The sequence below is a fragment of the Bradyrhizobium sp. 44 genome (genome assembly GCF_023073095.1).
Lineage (GTDB): Bacteria > Pseudomonadota > Alphaproteobacteria > Rhizobiales > Xanthobacteraceae > Bradyrhizobium.
Genome location: NZ_JADPIY010000016.1, coordinates 488,908 through 505,521, shown reverse-complemented (window position 1 = coordinate 505,521; position 16,614 = coordinate 488,908). Strand labels below are relative to the sequence as shown.

The window sequence follows — 16,614 nt, the reverse complement described above, 5'->3', positions numbered from 1 at the left end:
GCCCGGCCTGTCCATCGATCAAGGAGACAAAGATGCTCTACCCGATGTCGCCCAAAGTCGTCGAACTCAAGCGCAGGCTCGAAAGTTTCATGGACCGGCACATCTATCCGAACGAGGAACGCTTTTATCGCGAGGCGGAGGAGCTGGGTCCCTGGAAAGTCTATCCGGTCGTCGAGGAGCTGAAGCCGCTGGCGCGCGCCGAAGGCCTCTGGAATCTGTTCCTGCCGGACTCCGGCCACGGTGCAGGCCTGACCAATCTTGAGTATGCCCCGCTCTGCGAGGTCATGGGCCGCTCGCATCTCGCACCCGAAGTCTTCAACTGTTCGGCACCCGACACCGGCAACATGGAGGTGCTGGAGCGCTATGGCACGGAGAAGGACAAGGAGCGCTGGCTGAAGCCGCTGCTCGCGGGCGAAATCCGCTCCTGCTTCGCCATGACCGAGCCTGCCGTCGCCTCGTCCGATGCGACCAACATCGAAAGCTCGATCGTTCGCGAGGGCGACCATTACGTCATCAACGGCCGCAAATGGTACACCACCAACGCGACCGACCCGCGCTGCAAGATCTGCATCTTCATGGGCAAGACCGATCCCGACAATGCGGACCGCCACAAGCAGCAATCCATGATCCTGGTGCCGATGGACATAGCAGGCGTCGAGGTCAAGCGTGCCCTGCCCGTGTTCGGCTTCTACGGTGTGCCCGACCGTGCCTCCGAGGTCGTCTTCACCGATGTGCGCGTGCCCAAGGAGAACATGCTGCTCGGCGAGGGTCGCGGCTTCGAGATCGCGCAGGGACGCCTCGGCCCGGGGCGTATCCACCACTGCATGCGGCTGATCGGGCTCTCCGAACGCACGCTGGAGAAGATGTGCCGGAGGGTGCGCAGCCGCGTCGCCTTCGGCAAGCCGGTCTCCGAGCAGACGGTGACGCAGGAACGCATCGCAGAAGCCCGCATCATGATCGAGCAGGCCCGGCTGCTGACGCTCAACGCCGCCTACGCGATGGATACCGTCGGCAACAAAGTGGCGAAAGCCGAGATCGCGATGATCAAGGTCGCCGTGCCCAACATGGCCTGCCAGATCATCGACTGGGCGATCCAGGCCCATGGCGGCGGCGGCACGTCGAACGATTTCGGATTGACCCAGGCCTATGCGACCGCGCGTTTGCTACGTCTCGCCGACGGCCCGGACGAGGTCCACAGGAACCAGATCGCGCGGTTCGAGCTGAAGAAATATTCGAACGCTTGAATCGGGCGATGGCAATCGCAATCGCATCTACTTCAACACCTCGACCGTCGCCGAGCGTCCCGCGACCAGCGACATATTCTCAGGCACCGGATCCAGCGCGATGCGCACCGGCACGCGCTGAGCGAGGCGTACCCAGCTGAAGGTCGGGTTGACGTTGGCGAGCAGGCTCGCGCCCTCGGCTCGGTCGCGGTCCTCGATGCCGGCAGCGATGCTCTCGACATGGCCTAAAAGCGTGACCTTCTCGCCCATCAGGCGGACTTGGACTTTGTCACCGATTCGGATCCGCGCGAGTTTCGTCTCTTCGAAATAGCCTTCGACATGCAGCGTGTCGATGTCGACGAGTGCCATCACGCCCTTCCCGGCCGTCACGTAAGCGCCGGGACGCAGATCCATGTTGGTGATCACGCCGTTCACAGAGGCATGCACCTCGCTGCGATCGAGATTGAGCTGGGCGACCGCGCGGTCGGCAACGGCCTGGTCAAAGGCAGCCCTGGCCTGGAGCTGGGTGGCCAGAACCTGCTCCTGCTTCTGCTGTGACACCGCATCCGTCGTCAGCGCGCTGTAGCGCTTCAAATCGGCATTGGCCTGATCGAGCGTGGCCTGATGACCGGCCACCGACGCATCGGCTTGCCGCAGCGCCAGCGCAAAACGCTCGCGATCGATCTTGAACAGGACGTCACCGCGATGGACCTTCTGATTGTCCTTCACCAGCACTTCGGTCACGAAGCCCGACACATCGGGCGCGACCTGCACCACGTCGGCACGCACGCGGCCGTCGCGCGTCCAGGGCTGCTCCATGTAATAGACCCAGAGTTCGCGGCCGACAGCGAGCGCCGCGACGACGACGATCGCAGTCAGCAGGAGGCGACCGAGCCAGGCGAAATTCCCCTTCATGCGAGATACTCCGAGAGATAGACGACGACGCCGAGAAGGCAGACGAAGATCGCGAAATCGAACAGCGCGCGGTGCCAGACCAGCCGATAGAGATCGAAGCGCTGCATGAAGCGGCGCAGCAGAGCACTCAGGGCAAAGGCGATGATGATCCACAACAGCAGCGCTGGCACGAGCACACCGTAGATATCGATCACGTATCTCATGCCGCAACACTCTCGCCTGCACGCGGCCGATAGGCCGGCGCATCCGGAAACAGGCCGCGCCTGATGCCGACGAGGCCCACCAGGGCGTCCTCGCGCGCCGTTTCGTTGGGATCCTTCACCGCCCGGGCCAGTGCCCGATCGACGCTCGTCAGAAGCTCGGCGGGCATCCCATCGCCCGCATATTTGCGGCAGGCGATAGCGAGCTGATCGAGCATGTCGTCGATGACGGCAATGGTGGACGCCGCAAGTCCATAGCGGGCACGGCGCAGATCGATCACGTTAATTCCGATACGGAGCTGGACCAGGCTGTCGGTATCGCGCCGGTCGCTCTCCGAGAGAAAGGCGATGCGCTGTACGAGCAATCCGAGCCGGTGCAGCATGAGGCCTGCGAATTCAGCGCGATCGCCCTTGCCGCGCCGCTCGGCGGCAACAGCCAGCGTCTCCCAGTTCGACAGCACCAGGCGATTTGCGATCCACTCCGCCCCCACCCCACGCGCGATCCGTGTCACAAGCTCGGCGATGGCGACGCCGACGAAGAAGGCAACGGCGGAGTTGGCGTAGGCCGCGAAGTCCGCGCTGTAGGTCGATTGTAGCGCCAGCAGCGTTGCGGTGTTGGCCGCGAGCGCCATGCCGGTACCCGCCGTCGCCGGCCGCGCGATCAGGAAGCCGTAGAGCAAGAAGGTCGGCGCCAGCGCGGCGACCAGAACCTCGAGATGGGAGATTGCGGGCACCAGCGCGAACAGGTAGATCGCGACGACGACAATGGCGACCAGCGACCACAGGCCGAAGCTGCGGATGAAGCGTGCAGGCTCGTCCTGCGCGGCAAAGAACGAGCACGCGACGGCCGCCATCATCGGCGCCGAGGCGCCGTCAGGCCAGCCGGTGCCGATCCAGAAGGCGCAGCAGATCAGGATCGCCGACGCCGCGCCGGCGGCCGACCACAGGGCAAGGCCGCGATCCCTGTGGCGCACCGGCGCGGCACCGGCTTCGGAATGGAAGTCCAGATCGAGGGACGAGACGATCCGGTTCTCCGCAATCGCTTCCGTCAGGGCGCGGCAATCGCGCGAGAGGTCGACCAGCTCGCGCAGCCGCCACAACAGGCTGGTGACGATGATCCGCTCCCAGGAGGCGCTGTGGTCGAGGATCGCCTGCTGCCCTGCGATCATGGCACGAATCCGCTCGGCGGGCTGCCGAGCGTTGACGTCGCTCGTGATCCATCCCGCGAGATCTTGCAAGAGCCGCTTCAGCTCGGGCTGCCGCCGCAATGCCTCCTCCCCCAGCGCGGCCAGCCGGTCCTCGAGCGAAGCGATCACGGGCAAAAGCATCAGCATGCGGAGCCGGATTTCGCCTAACCCGACGACGGCATTGCGGTCGGTCAGCCGGTCATAGGCAAGATGGGCCGAAAGCGTGTCGATCTCGACGATGTCGGTCGCAAGCTTGATGCGCTTGCCGCGGCGCGTTTCGTTGGTCCCGTGACGCAGCAGGACAACTTGACTCAGGCGCTGCGCGTCCGCCAGCCAGTTGTCGATGCGATTGGCAACAGCCGGCGCGACGCTACGCGGGAATACGATGGTCGAAACCAGGCTGGCGCAGATGATGCCGAGCGAGATTTCCTCGAGCCTTGCCACCGCGGTGTCGAAGATGGCGCCCGGCTCGGACACCGAAGGAAAGCCGATCAGCGCCACCGTATACCCGGCCAGCATGAAGACATAGCTGCGCGGTGTGCCGTCGAGCAGCGAAAGGTAAAGACAGAGCCCGACCCAGAGCGCGATTGCCAGGCACAGCAGCTCGGGTGCATCGATCAGGTTCGGAACGAGCGCCACCGTCATGACCGCGCCGACCAACGTGCCCATCACGCGGAAGAAAGCCTTCGAGCTGGTTGCGCCCGCCAGCGGCTGCGAAGTGATGTAGACGGTCGCCATCGCCCAATAGGGCCGCGGCAGATCCATTGCCAGCGCGATGACGAGCGCCAGGATTGACGCGGCGAACGTCTTCAAAGCGAAAATGAGGTCCGCGTGGCGGACCAGGAAGGGCTCATCTGCGCGCATGGCTATTTCGCTTTGGCGTCGGTCTTCATGGCTTGCAGGCGGCTTACCCGCGGTCCTATGCGCTGGAGAGTCGCGAAGGTGACCGCAAGTTCCTCGGAGCCGGCATCAGCAAGCTGGCCCGCACCCGGCAGGGCCCGAGGGCGGCGCGGGTTCCCGACGGCCTGCTGACATCTCGGCGGGCCGCTTGCGCGCGCTCCCTCTGGCGGCGACAGCCCTCGCCTCAGTTCGCTACGTAGACATCTGGATCGAAGCTGGAGCTCGGCTTCTTGAAGGCGTTGCGCAAGGCGCGCGACATCGGGACGTTGTAGTTGAGCCCGCTCGGCGGCGTCGGCGATTCCAGCCACTTCTTGTAGAGGACCTCGATCTCCTGGCTGGCGTATAGCTCCGCGGTCGCGCGGTCGGCGAGCGCCTTGAAGGGCGCGTCCTCCCGCCGCAGCATGATCCCATAAGGCTCGGGCTTCGAGAACGTCTCCTCGCTGATCATGAAGAGCTGTGGTTCCTTCGAGCGCGCGATCGCGACCGCGAGCTGCACGTCGTCGAGCGCGTAGGCCTGGGCGCGATCGGTTTCCAGCAACAGGAAGGCTTCGGCCTGGTCCTTGGCCGGCATCACATTGATGCCGAGATTTCGCTCGGTGTTGACCTTGGCGAGCTGCGTCAGGTTGACGGAGCCGGCCACCGCGGTCACCGCTTTGCCCTTGAGATCGTCGATGGTGTTGATCTTTGCGGCTTTCTTGGCCGCAAATCGCGTGGCGCTGAGGAAGTGCGTGTTGGTGAAGGCGACCTGCTTCTGGCGATCGGCATTGTTGGTGGTCGCCGAGCAATGCAGGTCGAGCGTCCCGTTGACCATCAGCGGAATCCGGTTCGACGACGTCACCGCGAGGGTGTCGACGGCGATGTCGGGCATGCCGAGCTGCTTCTTCACGGCATCCACGATCCTGAGGCAGATATCCATGGCAAAGCCGACCGGCTTCTGATTGCCGTCGAGGTAGCTGAAGGGGACCGAGGCCTCCTGATAGCCCAGCGTGATCTTCTTGGTCTCTTTGACCTTTTGAAGCGTACCCGACAGGTCTTCGGCGGAGGCGGCAGTTGCAAGGCATGTGAGGGCCAGGACAACAGTGGGTAAACGCATCGGGAACTCCTCGAGGAGGCTCGCGCCTCCATGCCGGGCGCAGCGATCGCATCGGTGATAGCGCAGGCGCGCAGCAGCCGCCAGACGAGCTTGCGTCTATCAGCTATCGCGGCTTGCGATATGGTGACCGGCCTTTTGTCCGCCTGGAGTCGAGGCGCCTCAAGCGCCAGGATGGCTGTTACGCGTCGATGCCGCGCTGGACCAGGATCCGCTCGGCGCTGTCGTTCCAGACGTCCATCTTGGTGATCTGGCCATTCCGCACCACGAAGCGGTCGACGTAGCGGTTGCCCTCGAACGCGGTCCCATCCATCCATTCGCCGTAGAGCGTGCCGACGCTATAGACCACGGTCTCACCGTCGCCGGGGCAGACGTCGAACCGATCCATCTTCTTCTTGACCCAGCGGTAGCGCTTGGCGTTGAACCCGGTCGGGCCCCGCGGATGATCGAACTCGCGCCCGCCGGTAAAGGTGATCACCGTGCCCGGCGCCATATAGGCCGCCGCGGCGTCCGGATCGGGGATCATCGACGCCGTGAGATAGGCTTCAACGATCTCGGCGTCGGACGACGGACCGGCTTCGGCTTTTGCGGCAGCGGACATGGCTCATTCTCCCGGGCTTGCGCAATACTAACGCCGCTCTCGGGGAATACGTGCATATATTTTGAACATTTCCGTCGCTACACTGCCGACAATCTGGAGCCGCCAAACGCGGCCGAATGCACTAAATTCCTTCCGCAAGAGCCATGACCGCGCAACCCGCCTTTGACCTCATCTTTCGCAACGCCTTGCTGCGTGGTGCCGCCGACCCGATGGACATCGGCGTCACGCGCGGCCGGATCACCGCCATCGAACCGACGCTCGCCTGCGAGGCCGTCGAGGTCGATGTCGGCGGGCGTCTCGCCCTGCCCGGCTTCGTCGACAGCCACATCCATCTCGACAAGGCCTGCCTGCTCGGCCGCTGCGGGCATGATCACGGCAGCGTCTCCGAAGCGATCCGCGCCGTCTCCGGGATGAAGAAGGATTTCTCGGTCGAGGACGTCTACGCGCGCGGCGCCCGGGTGCTCGAACGTGCCATCGTCCACGGCACCACGCGCATGCGAACCCACGTCGAGATCGATCCGCGCATCGGCTTGCGCGGCTTCGAGGCGGTGAAGGCGCTGAAGCGTGACTATGCCTGGGCGATCGACCTGTCGCTCTGTGCCTTTCCGCAGGAAGGCCTCACCAACGATCCCGGCAGCGAGGAGCTTCTGGTCCAGGCGCTGCGCGACGGGGGCGAGGTGATCGGCGGCTGTCCTTACACGGACACCGATCCGAACGCCCATCTCGCACGCATCTTCGATCTCGCCGAGGCGTTCGATGTAGACGTCGATCTCCATCTCGATTTCGATCTCGATCCCTCCTGGTGGCACCTCGACGAGGTCTGCCGGCAGACCGAGCGGCGCAACTACGGGGGGCGCGTGGCAATCGGCCATGCGACGAAACTCTCCGCCCTGCCACCGGAGCGGCTGAAGGCCGCCACCGCGCAACTGGCGAAGGCCGGCGTTGCCGTCACCGTGCTGCCAGCAACCGATCTCTATCTGATGGGGCGCGAAGCGACCCACAACGCGCCGCGCGGGCTGACGCTCGCCCACAAGCTCGTCGGCGACGGCGTGGTGTGCTCGATTGCGACCAACAACGTGCTCAATCCGTTCACGCCGTTCGGTGATGCCTCACTGCTGCGAATGGCGAATTTCTACGCCAACGTCGCGCATGCCTCGGTCAACGACTTCGATACCTGCCTTGATCTCGTGACCGAGCTGCCGGCGCGGCTGATGAACCTTCTGGATTACGGGATCGAGGTTGGGAATCCAGCCGATCTCGTCGTGCTCGACACACAAGACAGCCGCTTCGCCATCGCCGAGCTGCCGGATATCGTGATGGGCTTCAAGAGCGGCCGGCAGACTTTTGCGCGTCAACGGCCCACTCTGTTCAGTCCCGGCTGATCCGCTCTCGATGCATATCTGCATTGAAGGGCGGCCTGTTTCCGAGCAGCTTCCGTTCGATGTTACCGCTGATCGTTCCGCAAGTCCGAATCCGGTAGATTCCCGGATAGTAGATTCTTGCTGATTCTCGATAGCTGCGCGCATTGCAAGTCCCGCGGTGCCGGTCATAGTAGGACCGGCACTGATGTCTGCATTCAACGGGGAAGCATCGACATGTTCAGCGCATTCAGCGGCATCGACACTCACTCCATTCGAGCGAGAACGCCCAGCGAGGCCGCCCTGAAGCGGCTCGACGGCATCGGGCACGTCCTGTCGGACCTCGATCTGGCGGGCGTCCGGACACAGGATGACCTGACGCGCATGCTCCTGACGCTCGATACCGCCGACAAGTGTATTCGATCGATCCGCGCAGAATTCCGGACCGAAGTCGCGAACGATCGGCTTGCCCACAAGGCCGAAGACCTGATGGCGTTAATCGAACGCACCCGCGACGAGCTCACCGGCTGTCGCACGCCAAAGTCCTGAGCAGGAGCCACCCTATTTCTCGCGATTGATCTTCGCCAGGATTAGATCCGCCTCGGTGCGCCAATCAGCGCTGCGGGCGAACTCCTTGGTGCCTTTCGTTCCGAACAGGCCCTCATCGGCAAGGTCCGCCACCCAGGCCTGCCGCTCGGCGGTGCCCTGCGCGGACCACGGCGTCAGCCCCGCTTCACGCACGGTCTCGGCGACCTCCCGGACTTCCTCGGCGCGGCGGCGGCCATGCTCGATCACGCGCTGGAAGCAATAAGCGCCCTGCTTCTCCCAATCGATCGTGGGAAAGGTTTCCGCCAGCGAAGCCAGTACCGCATCCTCGACGGCATAGGCGCGCGCGGTGGTGAAGCTTTCGATGACCATGGCCTCCAGGCCCTTGATCATGATGCTGCGACACATCTTCACCGCCGAGGAAACACCGAGCTCGTCGCTCGCAACCTTTGCCGCAAAACCGATCGCGTTCAAGAGCGGCTCAAGCTCCCTGGCACCGGGACCACCGAGCAGCAGCGGCACCTTGATGCGACAAGGCGGTACCGATGTCATCACCGCGCCCTCGACATAGCGTCCGGCGGCGCCATCGATCAGCGCGGCGGCGCACTGCTTGGCGCCGGGAGACGCCGAATTGAAATCCAGGAACCAGGTGCCCTGATTGATCGCGGCCGCGCAGGCCTTTGCCACCGGCACGGCCTGGCTCGCCGTGACCGCGGAGATGATGAAATCGGATTTGGCGGTCAGCTCGGCGTGAGACGCCGCCAGCGCCACACCGAATTTCGCCGCATGCTCCACCAGCGGTGCGCCCTGCTCGCCACCGAGCTTGATGTCAAAGGCTGAGACCTTGATGTCCTGCTGGCGCAAATCCTCGGCCAGGATCCTGCCGACCTCGCCGTAACCGACCAGTCCGATCTGCCATCGCTTGGGATCGCCCGCCATCAGTTCAGTCCTCGCGTTGTCTCGTCGAACAGCTCCTCGACCGCATAACGGCGCGGGATCAGCGCCTGCTGGAAGGCGTAGTCGACGATCAGCTCCAGCGGCTTCCTGTTGGCGTCGATCCCGAACGGCACAAGATCGGGCGTTGCCGCCGATCCCGCCTGCGCCTTGCTTTCCTTGAGGAGATCATAAATGCCCGATACCACGTCAGGACGCGATTTCGCCAACTGTTCGGTCACGACCACGAGATGGTTGACCGGCACGACGCCGCGACGGGCGTACCATTTGGCGGCTTCCGCGGCCGGATCGGGGAACAGCGTCTTCAGCTTGGGATCGGTCGAGGTCTCGCCGAGGACGGCGTCGAGCTCGCCGTCGATCAGCATCTGCAAGATCTTCTTGCCGTTCGGCGCGCGCTCAGTGGTGTCGACATATTCGGCGACGTGCGGATCCTCGAAGGTGACCCAGCGGATGTTGTCGAGATTGACGCCGTAGTCGTTGGCGAGGATGCCTCTGATCCAGGCCCCGGTGGTGGTCGTGAAGGAGCGGATGCCGACGCGCTTGCCTTCGAGATCCGACGGTCCGAGCATTCCATGCGCAGGATTATAGAGCGCGTAGGAATGCTGGAAGCGACCGAGCATGGTGGCAGGCAGTAGCACGAGCGGCTTGCCATGCGCCTTCGCCATCAGATAGGTGACGATCGCCATCTCGCAGACATCGAAGGCCTGCTCGCGCACCATCGGCTTGAACGCGGTGTTGGTCGGCGTGTACGCGATGAAATCGAGATCGAAGGGGTCGGAGCGGAGCTCACCGCTCCTCACCGCCTGGACATGGAGGTGACTGCCGAGCACGGCCTTCAGCTTGAGACGATCCATCGGCCCGCTCCACTTCTCTTCAGACATCCTCGGGATTGTCGACATAGACGAGCCCGGCCTTCGCCAAGGCCTCACGCATGCCGTACATGTCGAGGCCCAGTTCGCCCGAAGCCAGCCGCGTGCGTTTGCCGGCTTCGTCCGCGTTGCGCTTCTTCGCCTTCTCGGCGACTTCGGCCGCATGGCGCCTCGGCACCACTACGACGCCGTCGTCATCGGCTACGATGATGTCGCCGGGATCAACATTGACGCCGGCGCAGACCACGGGGACATTGACCGCGCCGAGCGTCGCCTTCACCGTCCCCTTGGCCGAGACCGCGCGCGACCACACCGGAAACTCCATCTCGTGCAGCGCCCTGACGTCGCGGCAGCCGGCATCGATGATCAGCCCCTGCACGCCGCGCGCCTGCAGTGAGGTCGCGAGCAGCTCACCGAACATGCCGTCGGTGTTGTCGGCGGTACAGCCGACGACGAGGATGTCGCCCTTCCTGCACTGCTCGACCGCGACATGGATCATCCAGTTGTCGCCCGGCTGCGCCAGCACGGTCACGGCGGGACCGGCGATCGCCGCGCCCGGCCAGACCGGCCGCAGATACGGCTTCATCAGGCCGATGCGGCCATAGGCCTCGTGCACGGTCGAGACGCCGTACTCCGCCATCCCGGCGGGATCGGCACGCTTGATGTTGCGAACGACGACCGGCTTCATGCCAGCTCCTCCGCAACCGTCGGGAACAGGCGCTGATAAGCCTCGCCATACGTCATCGGCACGCCGGTGTTGCGGCTGCCCTGAATGCCGCGATTGAGCGCGACGCGCTCGTAATAGCCCCACAGGTGCTTCTGCGCGGCGAGGATCTGGAATGCCTCGTACTTCTCCTTCCAGACCTCGTCGATCTTGAGCAGCAGGTCCGGCTTGTAATTGCACTGCTCGGGCTGGTGTGGCTCGAACAGGAACACCGGAGGCGCCGAATATTTGTACTGCGCACCCGGCTTGTGGCCCATGGCCTGCGCGACCACGCGCGTTTCCTGCGCGAAGTGCGCGGCGTTCGGGTGGTCGAAATTATAGGGATCCTCCAGCGCATGCGTCAGCACGAAGCTTGGATTGAGCTCGCGGTAGATGTCGACCATGCGGTCGAAATGCGCTTCCGTCAGCTTCAGCGGATAGTCGCCGCAATCGAAGAACTCGATCTCGGCGCCGAGCAGTTTTGCAGCGCGCTCCGCCTCATCCTTGCGGCCGGCCTTGACCGACTCCAGCGTCGCACCCTTCTCCTTCCAGGCGAACTGGCTCTCGCCGCGCTCGCCGAAGGACAAGCAGACGATCTTCATGCGATAGCCCTTCTTCGCATGCAGCGCGATGGCGCCGCCGGCGCGCCAGACGAAATCGCCCGGATGGGCCGTGATCACGAGACCTGTTTTCATGGGACAAACTCCCCTCTTTCGTTCGTCAATGTCATCGGTTCATCGAGCCGCGACAGCGGATTCCTCGCCGTCGAGCACGCGCTTCAGGCGGTCGCCATCAAGCGCGCCTTCCCATTTGGCAATCGCGATCGTCGCGACCGCGTTCCCGATCAGATTGGTCGGCGTCAGCCCCTGCGACATCAGGCGGTGGATGCCGAGCACGAGCGCCACGCTCGTCACCGGAATGCTGCCGGTGGCGGACAGCGTTGCCGCCAACACGACGAAGGCGGCCCCCGCGATGCCCGCCGCGCCCTTGGAGGTCACGAGCAGGATCAAGAGCAGCTCGATCTGCTCGGCGAGACCGAACGGCGTGTTGGTCGCCTGCGCCAGGAACACCGAGGCGGCGGCAAGGTAGAGGCAGGTGCCGTCGAGATTGAAGGAATAGCCGGTCGGGATCACCAGCCCAACGACGCTGCGCTCGCAGCCGGCCTGCTCCAGCTTGGTCAGCATGCGCGGCAGCACCGTCTCGGACGATGTCGTGGCAATGCAGATTAGGAGCTCTTCCCAGATGTAGCGGATCAGCTTGAGCAGCGAGAAGCCGCACAGCCGCGCGACCGGGCCGAGCGCCACGATGATAAAGATCACGCAGGTGAGATAGAAGCCGCCCAGCAGCTTGCCGAGCGAGGCCAGCGAGCCGACGCCGAACTTGCCGACCGTGAAGGCGATGGCGCCGAACGCGCCGATCGGGGCCGCCCACATCACGAAGCCGACCACGGTGAATACCATCTTGGCGGCGATGTCGATGAGACTGACCAGCGGCGCGGCGCGCTCGCCGAGCTGCACCAGCGCAAATCCGCACAGTACGGCGATGAAGAGCACCTGGAGGATGTTGCCCTCGGCAAAGGCGCCGACGAACGTCGCAGGCACGATGTTCATCAGGAACGGCACGAAGCCGATCACGCCGGTCTGCTTGACATAGGGCTCGATCGCGCTGGCATTGATGCTGGCTGGATCGATGTTCATGCCGACGCCGGGCTTGAGCACGTTCACCGCGATGAGGCCGATGATCAGCGCGATCGTAGTCATGATCTCGAAATAGACAATTGCCTTGACGGCGACCCGCCCCACCCGCGCCATGTCGGCCATATGCGCGATGCCATGGACGACCGTGCAGAAGATGATCGGCGCGATCAGCATCCGGATCGCCTTGATGAAGGCGTCGCCAAGCGGCTGCATCCTGGCGCCAACCTCGGGATTGACGATCCCAAGCGCGATGCCTGCCGCCATGGCGACGAGCACCTGGATCCAGAGCTCCTTCCACCAGGCGCGGCCGCGTGGCTTGTCGATTGCAAGCGCCGTCATTGCTCGAACTCGAACAGGCGCGACGGATTATCGACGAGGATCTTCTGCTGATACTCCGGCTCCGGCGCGAACAGCGGGATCAGATCGACGAGATCGCCGTCGTTCGGCATCGCCTTGACGTTGGGATGTGGCCAATCGGTACCCCAGATGACTCGGTCGGGCGCGGTTTCGACGATCTTTCGCGCGAACGGCACGGCGTCGGTGAACGGCGGACCGGCCGATGACACTCGCTCCGAGCCGCAGATCTTGACCCAGCACTTCTCGTCGCGCTGCATCAGCTCAACCAGGATCTTGAACGGCAATTGATCGAGCCCCTCGGACGCCTTCACCCGCCCCATATGGTCGATCGTGTAGCTCAGCGGCAGCCTTGTCAGCGTGTCGGCATATTCGGGCAGGTCGATCGCGTCGAAATGCAGGTCGATGTGCCAGCCGAGCGGCGCGACCATCGCGACGATGCGGTCGAACACCCGCTTGTCGGGAACGCCGCCGAGATGGCGAACGAAATTGAAGCGGCAGCCGCGGAATCCGCCCTCATGCAGCACGCGGAGCCCACGCTCCGTGATGGTGTCGTCGATATTGGCAACCGCGCGAAAGGCTCCGTTGCTCTGCGCGATGGCATCGAGCGCCACCGTATTATCGGTGCCGTGCACACTGGCATTGACGATGACGGCTCGCCCGACTCCGAGCTTGGCATGTAGCGTGCGGAAATCGGCGAGCGGCGCATCCGGCGGCGTGTAAGAACGGTCCGGCGCGTAGGGGTATTTCGCGCCGGGCCCGAAGATGTGGCAATGCGCATCGCATGCCAGCTTCGGCAGCTTGAACTTCGGCGTGCGCGTGTTCGGGTTGGGCGGCGGAATGGTCGGCGTGTACATCATTGCCATCGGATAAACCGCCGGACCAGATCGTGTCTTCAAGTCTTGCTGCTGACGACCGGCCGTCGCCGTGCTGGCGCCTGATCCAGCGCCGGCGCCTGAAACGCGGCCACGGTGGCCTGCACCAATTGCTCGATGGCACTTGCGGCATCGCTACCGTCGGCCTCGCCGCGCGACAGGCGCGAGACGCGATCCGGCGTCACCAGCGAATAATAGAGTGCGCCAAGCAGGAAGTGGCTGCGCCAGACGATATCGGTGCGCGGAACGTGCGGCAGGCTTTCGTGAACAGCATCGATGAAGGCGTGGCTGGTGTCGTCAAAAGTCTGTGCGATGATCTTTCGCGCGACTTCATTGCCCTCCGCGGACATCACCGCGCGCAGCCGCGTGAACCGCGCCCCGCCCCCGGCAAGATCACTGCCCGAGGTGAAGGCCGGCACGACATAGGCCCGCACCACCGCTTCGAGCCGGTCCTGGAGATCGCGCACGCGCTTGGCGGCCGCGAGCAGCTCGGAACGGCGCAAATTCATTGGCCCGCAATGGCGCCGGTAGATCTCCAGCAGCAGGCCGTCCTTGGTCTTGAAATGATAGGTGACGCTGCCGGGATTGGCGCCGGCGGCCTGTGCAATATCGCGCACCGACACGGCGTTGAAGCCGTTGGTGGCGAACAGCTCCTCGGCCGCGGCGAGAATTGCCTCGCGCATGTTCGGCTTGCGGGCCGTTTCCTTGCTGGCGGGGTTGCGCGTCATGTGATTTGTACTATCGTACAAAAGATCAGGTCTCGTCAACAAGAACCATGGGCGGCGTCCGGACGGTTCGAAAGACCGACGGTCCACACGCAATGCTCGCAAGGAGTGCTGGAAAATGCTGGGTTTGAACAAGAAGATCGGCGGCTTGATGCTGGGTGCCGGTCTGCTGCTGGGAGGCGGCGCCGCGCAGGCCGCCGACAGCTATCCGAGCAAACCGGTTCACATCCTGGTGCCCTACGCTGCCGGCGGCGCGGTCGACGTGCTCGCGCGCACGCTCGGACAGGCATTGGCGAAAACCTGGGGCCAGCAGCCGGTGATCGACAACCGCCCCGGCGCCGGCGGCATCGTCGCCTCGCAGGCACTGACGCAAGCCGCCCCCGACGGCTACACGCTGATCCTGGTCGCGAGCGGTCATCCCCTCAACCAGTTCATCTATCCGAGCGTGCCTTACGACACCTTCAAGGACTTTACCGCGATCACCGAAGTCGCCTCCTCGCCGCTGGCGATCGTCGTCGCCAAGGACAGCCCCTACAAGACGCTCGGCGATCTCCTCGCTGCGGCGAAGAAGGACCCTGACAAGCTCTCTTACGGTATGTCCGGCAACGGCACCTCGGCGCATCTCGCCGGTGAGCTGTTGAAATACATGTCCGGCACCAAGATCGTCGCGATCCCCTACAAGGGCGGCGCCCCCGCGCTGACCGCTGTGATCGCCGGCGACATCCCGCTCAGCATCAATCCACTTGCGGAAGCCATCAGCCAGATCGAAGGCGGTCCGGTGCGCGCGCTCGCGGTGACCTCGGCCGAACGCTCCAAGGCGCTACCCAATGTTCCGACCGTCGCCGAGTCGGGCGTGCCGGGTTACGACGTCTCCGTCTGGTGGGGCGTTCTTGGCCCGGCAAAAATGCCGCCGGAGATCGTGGCGAAGCTCGAAACCGATCTGAAGGCGGCGCTGCAGGACCCGAACGTGCTGTCGACGCTCGGCAAGATCGGCGCAGCCGCGGTCGGTTCGTCGTCGAGGGAATTCGACGCCTACATGCATTCCGAGGCGACCAAATGGGAGCCGGTGCTGAAGGCCGCCGACATCCGAGCGCAATGAGGTGCTTCGCATGAGGACCGGCGCGCTGGACACGATCCAGCGCCAGACCGGCTTGCGGCGCCACGAAGGCGACGTAGGTCAGTTGCGTGCGCTCGCCCGCATCTTCTCCGGCGGCGCGGCACGCCGCACGAAATCGGCGTCATCGTCGTTTCCTCCCGACGGGATCAGGATCGCGCGCTCGCGCGGCAGCGCTTCCGGCATCTCGTCGCGGATGAAGGCGATGAGCTTCTCTCTCATCTCGCAGCGCAGGTCCCAGGACTGCGGCGCGTTCCTGGCGCTGACGAGGGCGCGAAGCTCGATGGTGCGAGCATCCGCGTCGATTACCTGGAGATTGACCACCTCGCCGTCCCAGAGCTTGGACTCCTTCACTGCTTCTTCCAGCCAACGCCGGATCCGCGGCACGTCGGCACGATAATCGACATGGAACGCAATCACGCCGATCAGGGACGCGGTGTCGCGGGTCCAGTTCTGGAATGGCTTTTCGATGAAATAGGACAGCGGCACCACCATGCGGCGCCAGTCCCACAGCCGGATCACCACATAGGTCGCGGCGATGTCCTCCACCCAGCCCCACTCGTTCTCGATGATGACGGCATCCTCGATGCGGATCGGCTGGGTGATCGCGATCTGCATGCCCGCGATCAGATTGCTCAGCAGCGGCCGGGCGGCAAGACCAACGATGATACCCGCGGCCCCGGCGGAGGCGAAAAGGCTGACGCCGTATTGCCTGACCGAGTCGAACGTCATCAGCGCGGTCGACACTGTGATGATGACGATGATGATATCGGTGACGCGCTTGAAAACGCGGACCTGGGTGACGTGCTTGCGCGCGACGAAATTCTCGGTGACGTCGCGAAAGTTCAGGAGATACCGTGCCGCGCTCATATCCACGATCCGGATCGAGATCCAGCCGATCAGCGCGATGAAGGCGACGACGAACAGGCGCGTCAGCGGCGTGCGGAAAGCGTCGTCCAGCGGCGCGAGCGGCAGCACCAATGCTACGGCGGCAAGGCTGAGGGCCAGCTGAGCAGGGCCAGCCGTGCGCGCGATGAACACGCTCATGAGCGGGAGGCGGGTTCCGAAGGCGCGGTTGAACAGCCAAACCGAGAGATGATACATCGACAGGGCAATCAGGATCGCGCCAGCGACCAGGCAGAGGCCGACGAACCACGACGGTATCCACCCGAACATCCTGTCGATGTCGGCCAAGAGGGTCTGCCGATTCATTAAAGTCCCCGCATTTGCTTCGCGCTTGCCGTTCAACGCATTGCAGCGTGGTTCGCTCCCCTGATCGGTGCAATGCAGCATCCCCTCTGGT

At 64.2% G+C, this 16,614-nt stretch carries 17 protein-coding genes; 4 read left to right on the top strand and 13 right to left on the bottom strand.

The features are described 5' to 3' along the window. Positions 1-32: 32 nt before the first annotated feature. On the top strand, positions 33-1,244 hold the full coding sequence (locus IVB41_RS18875; protein WP_247433778.1) for an acyl-CoA dehydrogenase family protein: 1,212 nt from the start codon (positions 33-35) through the stop codon (positions 1,242-1,244). 27 nt (positions 1,245-1,271) lie between these two features. Here the strand turns inward: IVB41_RS18875 and IVB41_RS18870 are convergent, their stop codons facing one another. From IVB41_RS18870 to IVB41_RS18850, 5 genes are all read right to left on the bottom strand, one after another. Beyond that, entirely contained in the window at positions 1,272-2,138 is an 867-nt protein-coding gene (locus IVB41_RS18870) for an HlyD family secretion protein (protein WP_027569487.1), read from the bottom strand. Continuing rightward, a complete protein-coding gene (locus IVB41_RS18865) occupies positions 2,135-2,341 on the bottom strand; it encodes a DUF1656 domain-containing protein (RefSeq protein WP_027569486.1) in 207 nt (68 codons plus the stop codon). Before IVB41_RS18865 ends, IVB41_RS18870 begins: the two co-directional genes overlap by 4 nt. Continuing rightward, positions 2,338-4,389: an FUSC family protein gene (locus tag IVB41_RS18860; RefSeq protein WP_247433775.1), complete on the bottom strand. Its 2,052-nt coding sequence runs from the start codon at positions 4,387-4,389 to the stop codon at positions 2,338-2,340. Before IVB41_RS18860 ends, IVB41_RS18865 begins: the two co-directional genes overlap by 4 nt. A gap of 220 nt (positions 4,390-4,609) precedes the next feature. Then, entirely contained in the window at positions 4,610-5,518 is a 909-nt protein-coding gene (locus IVB41_RS18855) for an amino acid ABC transporter substrate-binding protein (protein ID WP_247433772.1), read from the bottom strand. Positions 5,519-5,696: 178 nt separating this feature from the next. Further along, the gene (locus tag IVB41_RS18850; protein ID WP_247360432.1) at positions 5,697-6,116 is read right to left on the bottom strand and encodes a nuclear transport factor 2 family protein; all 420 of its coding nucleotides are present in this window, start codon (positions 6,114-6,116) and stop codon (positions 5,697-5,699) included. A gap of 143 nt (positions 6,117-6,259) precedes the next feature. On the opposite strand from IVB41_RS18850, the gene IVB41_RS18845 reads away from it, so the two are divergent. Both IVB41_RS18845 and IVB41_RS18840 read left to right on the top strand, forming a co-directional pair. Beyond that, the gene (locus tag IVB41_RS18845; protein WP_247433767.1) at positions 6,260-7,498 is read left to right on the top strand and encodes an amidohydrolase family protein; all 1,239 of its coding nucleotides are present in this window, start codon (positions 6,260-6,262) and stop codon (positions 7,496-7,498) included. A gap of 213 nt (positions 7,499-7,711) precedes the next feature. Beyond that, the gene (locus IVB41_RS18840) at positions 7,712-8,023 is read left to right on the top strand and encodes a hypothetical protein (protein ID WP_247360687.1); all 312 of its coding nucleotides are present in this window, start codon (positions 7,712-7,714) and stop codon (positions 8,021-8,023) included. A 12-nt stretch (positions 8,024-8,035) separates the two neighbouring features. On the opposite strand, the gene IVB41_RS18835 is transcribed toward IVB41_RS18840, so the two are convergent. The 7 genes from IVB41_RS18835 to IVB41_RS18805 are packed head-to-tail and all read right to left on the bottom strand — an operon-like array spanning position 8,036 to position 14,200. Further along, entirely contained in the window at positions 8,036-8,959 is a 924-nt protein-coding gene (locus IVB41_RS18835; RefSeq protein WP_247433764.1) for an NAD(P)-dependent oxidoreductase, read from the bottom strand. Beyond that, entirely contained in the window at positions 8,959-9,828 is an 870-nt protein-coding gene (locus IVB41_RS18830; RefSeq protein ID WP_247433762.1) for a hypothetical protein, read from the bottom strand. The genes IVB41_RS18835 and IVB41_RS18830 overlap by 1 nt, the downstream gene beginning before the upstream one ends. Positions 9,829-9,847: 19 nt before the next feature. Next, on the bottom strand, positions 9,848-10,531 hold the full coding sequence (locus IVB41_RS18825; protein WP_027569479.1) for a 4-carboxy-4-hydroxy-2-oxoadipate aldolase/oxaloacetate decarboxylase: 684 nt from the start codon (positions 10,529-10,531) through the stop codon (positions 9,848-9,850). Beyond that, positions 10,528-11,241: a PIG-L deacetylase family protein gene (locus IVB41_RS18820; protein ID WP_008552603.1), complete on the bottom strand. Its 714-nt coding sequence runs from the start codon at positions 11,239-11,241 to the stop codon at positions 10,528-10,530. The genes IVB41_RS18825 and IVB41_RS18820 overlap by 4 nt, the downstream gene beginning before the upstream one ends. Positions 11,242-11,280: 39 nt before the next feature. Further along, the gene (dctA, locus tag IVB41_RS18815) at positions 11,281-12,582 is read right to left on the bottom strand and encodes a C4-dicarboxylate transporter DctA (RefSeq protein WP_247433759.1); all 1,302 of its coding nucleotides are present in this window, start codon (positions 12,580-12,582) and stop codon (positions 11,281-11,283) included. Beyond that, entirely contained in the window at positions 12,579-13,463 is an 885-nt protein-coding gene (locus IVB41_RS18810) for an amidohydrolase (protein ID WP_247434826.1), read from the bottom strand. Before IVB41_RS18810 ends, dctA begins: the two co-directional genes overlap by 4 nt. 29 nt (positions 13,464-13,492) lie before the next feature. Further along, positions 13,493-14,200, bottom strand: a complete 708-nt coding sequence (locus IVB41_RS18805) for a TetR/AcrR family transcriptional regulator (protein ID WP_247286633.1) — start codon at positions 14,198-14,200, stop codon at positions 13,493-13,495. A gap of 115 nt (positions 14,201-14,315) precedes the next feature. Here IVB41_RS18805 and IVB41_RS18800 point away from each other — a divergent pair, with 115 nt between their 5' ends. Beyond that, entirely contained in the window at positions 14,316-15,296 is a 981-nt protein-coding gene (locus IVB41_RS18800; protein ID WP_247408159.1) for a tripartite tricarboxylate transporter substrate binding protein, read from the top strand. 78 nt (positions 15,297-15,374) lie between these two features. Here the strand turns inward: IVB41_RS18800 and IVB41_RS18795 are convergent, their stop codons facing one another. Continuing rightward, positions 15,375-16,523, bottom strand: a complete 1,149-nt coding sequence (locus IVB41_RS18795) for a mechanosensitive ion channel family protein (protein WP_247433756.1) — start codon at positions 16,521-16,523, stop codon at positions 15,375-15,377. Between the last annotated feature and the right edge of the window lie 91 nt (positions 16,524-16,614).

Excerpts from the sequence above, each read along its gene's own strand:
- IVB41_RS18805 (WP_247286633.1), bottom strand. The coding sequence starts at position 14,200 with ATGACGCGCAACCCCGCCAGCAAGGAAACGGCCCGCAAGCCGAACATG.
- IVB41_RS18850 (WP_247360432.1), bottom strand. The coding sequence starts at position 6,116 with ATGTCCGCTGCCGCAAAAGCCGAAGCCGGTCCGTCGTCCGACGCCGAG.
- IVB41_RS18845 (WP_247433767.1), top strand. The coding sequence starts at position 6,260 with ATGACCGCGCAACCCGCCTTTGACCTCATCTTTCGCAACGCCTTGCTG.
- IVB41_RS18855 (WP_247433772.1), bottom strand. The coding sequence starts at position 5,518 with ATGCGTTTACCCACTGTTGTCCTGGCCCTCACATGCCTTGCAACTGCC.
- IVB41_RS18835 (WP_247433764.1), bottom strand. The coding sequence starts at position 8,959 with ATGGCGGGCGATCCCAAGCGATGGCAGATCGGACTGGTCGGTTACGGC.
- IVB41_RS18795 (WP_247433756.1), bottom strand. The coding sequence starts at position 16,523 with ATGAATCGGCAGACCCTCTTGGCCGACATCGACAGGATGTTCGGGTGG.
- IVB41_RS18865 (WP_027569486.1), bottom strand. The coding sequence starts at position 2,341 with ATGAGATACGTGATCGATATCTACGGTGTGCTCGTGCCAGCGCTGCTG.
- IVB41_RS18840 (WP_247360687.1), top strand. The coding sequence starts at position 7,712 with ATGTTCAGCGCATTCAGCGGCATCGACACTCACTCCATTCGAGCGAGA.
- IVB41_RS18830 (WP_247433762.1), bottom strand. The coding sequence starts at position 9,828 with ATGGATCGTCTCAAGCTGAAGGCCGTGCTCGGCAGTCACCTCCATGTC.
- IVB41_RS18825 (WP_027569479.1), bottom strand. The coding sequence starts at position 10,531 with ATGAAGCCGGTCGTCGTTCGCAACATCAAGCGTGCCGATCCCGCCGGG.
- dctA (WP_247433759.1), bottom strand. The coding sequence starts at position 12,582 with ATGACGGCGCTTGCAATCGACAAGCCACGCGGCCGCGCCTGGTGGAAG.
- IVB41_RS18800 (WP_247408159.1), top strand. The coding sequence starts at position 14,316 with ATGCTGGGTTTGAACAAGAAGATCGGCGGCTTGATGCTGGGTGCCGGT.
- IVB41_RS18870 (WP_027569487.1), bottom strand. The coding sequence starts at position 2,138 with ATGAAGGGGAATTTCGCCTGGCTCGGTCGCCTCCTGCTGACTGCGATC.
- IVB41_RS18860 (WP_247433775.1), bottom strand. The coding sequence starts at position 4,389 with ATGCGCGCAGATGAGCCCTTCCTGGTCCGCCACGCGGACCTCATTTTC.
- IVB41_RS18810 (WP_247434826.1), bottom strand. The coding sequence starts at position 13,463 with ATGGCAATGATGTACACGCCGACCATTCCGCCGCCCAACCCGAACACG.
- IVB41_RS18820 (WP_008552603.1), bottom strand. The coding sequence starts at position 11,241 with ATGAAAACAGGTCTCGTGATCACGGCCCATCCGGGCGATTTCGTCTGG.
- IVB41_RS18875 (WP_247433778.1), top strand. The coding sequence starts at position 33 with ATGCTCTACCCGATGTCGCCCAAAGTCGTCGAACTCAAGCGCAGGCTC.